Here is a 2649-nt window from a genome sequence, read left to right as displayed (position 1 = left end):
GCCGTTCGCCGCGGCACTGGCAGCGCTGCTCGCCGCACCGGCCGCACCTTGCGCGGTAGTGGCGGCGCCGTTGGCCGTGGCCACGGCCGGGTTGGCGGCGCCCTGCGCGGCAGCGGCTGCGGCCTGCGCTGCGGCCACGGCTGCATTGGCCGCGCTGTTGGCCGCCGTCACCGCCACGGTTACCTGACCCAGCGCCTGCGCCAATTGCGCTGCCTGCGCCGAGGTGATGTTGCTGACATCGGGAATCGTGATGCTGGTCGATACGGCCAGCGCGCCGTTCACGAACACGGCGCGATCGATGCCGAATCCCACTTGCAGCCCCGCGGCATCGAAGCCGCCGCGCAAATCGTCAAGCCGCGCCTGCGCGACCGGTTTCCACTTGGCCATTTCCTTGCGCGCCGCGCTCACCGGTGCCTCGGGATCGCGCCTGGCCAACGTCATGGCCTGCGCAAGCGGATCGTCGATCGGGTGATGCGTGGCCACGCTGGCCTTGTTCACCGGCACCACTCGCGCAGGCGCTTCGGCAACGGTTTGCACTGCTGCAGCTTCGGCGGTCGCGGCGATTGCGATATCGGCCGCCGCCGCGCCCGGGTTGGCTTCGGAGAGCGCCGGCAGTTCGGTTGCCGAAGGCGGCGGCGCCATGTCGATCGCCGATGGCATGGCCACGGCGCCGGCGGTGTCGATCGCTTCGGCGGCCAGCGGCTCGCTGCTGGCGTGCGCAATGCCCGTGCACGCCAGACCCGCACCCAGCAACACGGCGGCAGTTGCCTGCCCCGCCGCGCGCCGCGATGCGCTTGAAACGGATGTCTGGACCATGATGTTCCTCAGCTCAGAAATCAGAGGCGCCATGCTTGGGCATGACGGTGAAGAACAGACTGTCTCGCGGAACCCCCATCCAGTAAGGACCCGTCGGGGCCACGCGCCAGTCGGCTGCCATGTTGAAGCGCGCGTTGTCCGTACGGTTGTGGATGACGAACAGCAGGCTGCTGTCCCAGATTTTTTCGAAGTGTTCGCGTTCCAGTGCGCGAGTGCCGCGGGCGGGATCGCCAATCAGGACACGATCGCCCTTGACGCCCTTCACCACGACGAAATGGTGGTAGCCGTTCTCGACGATCAGCACGATCGCCGGGATCTGCGCTTCCTCCAGCTTGGACAGCGGCAGTTCATAGCCGTCGGCCTCGAAGCCGCGCGACGCGAGAAACCGCTTCATGTCCAGCAGCGAAAAACCTTCGGCGCGGATCTTCGCCTGGTCGCCGTTGACGAACATGTTGGCGAAGACCGTCTCCTCGGTGGTCGGCACGTTGTACTGGTACGTGAGCAAGGTGGCCACCGCCGCCGATCCGCAACTGAAGTCGTAGCGCTGCCGGATCGTGGTGCGGAACCGCGCCTCGCGCAGGCTCGTCACCGGCACGTTATACGTATTGCCCTGGTCTCCCGGCACGCGGATGGTGTCGGCGCGGGCATCGGGAACGACGCCCAGCGCCGCCATCACGCAAACGACAGCGAGCAGCAGGGTGCGCATGATCATTTGAACTGGACGTTGAGAATGGTCGCGTTCTGGATCAATACATTGCTGCCGGAGTTCTGGATCACGGTCGGCAGGCCGGCTGCGTTCGCGAACGATCCTTCGGAAACGATATTGCTGCCGGACAACGTGTTGATCGCTGCGTTGTCGGCCACCGTGCCGTGCAAACGCATGTCATTGACCACCAACTCGGCGCCACCGCGCACGTCGTCGAGCTTGTCGGCGCCGACCGCCTTCGCGGTCATGCCGAAGATGTTTGGTTTGCGTCCGGCGTCGGCGGACATCGCCGACACGCTGGCCGCCGCGCCCGCCACTGCGGCGGCTGCGCCGGTATCACTGCTGGCGACCGCCACGGCCGTGGCGGATGCCTCGGCCAACTGCGGCCCTGCGCTGGCCGGCACGAAGGGCCAGGCCAGAAAGGCTGTCGACAATGCGGCAACAGCTACGCGATGCGATCGCATGGTGCGTCTCCTCATGCTCCGTGCTACGGCCCCCATCCGGGCCGCAACATCGGACCTGCAGGCATCTGACAGGGCCGTGCATGGCGCGAGAGCTTGCGCCATGCACGGCTTCAGCCGGATTCAACCCTGAAGGCGCCGTGCGCTCCGTGCGGAGCGCCACAGACGCGCCAGGGGCTGCTTACTTGCCGACTGCCAGGTTGGCCTGGACGTTGACGCTTTGCTGCACCAGCGATGCCATCCCGCTGTTCTGGTTGGCGATCATGATGCCGGCGGCGGATTGGCCGACGCTGGTCATCATGTTGGACATGTTGAACGTGCCGGCATCGACATAGTTGGTGCCGCCGTTGCCGCCAGCGCCGCCCACCGCTCCGTTGCCAGTACCGCCCGTGCCGCCCATGCCCACACCGCCGGCGCCACCTGCACCGCCGGTACCCGAAGCAGCGCCGACTGCGCCGCTGCCGGCCGTTGCGCTACCGTTGGATGCCGTGGTGGTCGAGCTGCCATTGGTGGCCGAGCCGCCAGCGCCGCCCGCACCAGCCAGGCTGGTTTGTGCGCCGCCCGCACCGCCGGTGCCCGAACCCGCGCCGCCGGTGGCTGCACCCGCCGTGGCCGTGCCCGCGCCGCCAGCGCCGCCGGTCGAGGTTGCCGCGCCCGCGGTGGCCG

General features: G+C 68.1%; 3 protein-coding genes and 1 pseudogene. All 4 read right to left on the bottom strand.

What is annotated here, in order from left to right; genetic code table 11:
- Positions 1 to 816, bottom strand: an 816-nt coding sequence (locus F7R19_RS29970) for a hypothetical protein (RefSeq protein WP_170292680.1), incomplete at its 3' end; no start/stop codon positions are given.
- A 13-nt stretch (positions 817 to 829) separates the two neighbouring features.
- Positions 830 to 1528 (bottom strand): C39 family peptidase, encoded by a 699-nt coding sequence (locus F7R19_RS29370; RefSeq protein ID WP_061960274.1) that lies wholly within the window; start codon positions 1526 to 1528, stop codon positions 830 to 832.
- Positions 1525 to 1986 (bottom strand): hypothetical protein, encoded by a 462-nt coding sequence (locus tag F7R19_RS29365; protein WP_061960275.1) that lies wholly within the window; start codon positions 1984 to 1986, stop codon positions 1525 to 1527. The genes F7R19_RS29370 and F7R19_RS29365 overlap by 4 nt, the downstream gene beginning before the upstream one ends.
- A gap of 178 nt (positions 1987 to 2164) precedes the next feature.
- Positions 2165 to 2649: pseudogene (locus F7R19_RS29360) on the bottom strand (hypothetical protein); the annotation flags it as partial.

The organism is Cupriavidus pauculus, assembly GCF_008801835.1.
Taxonomy (GTDB): Bacteria; Pseudomonadota; Gammaproteobacteria; order Burkholderiales; family Burkholderiaceae; genus Cupriavidus; species Cupriavidus pauculus.
This window is presented reverse-complemented; position numbering and strand designations above follow the sequence as displayed.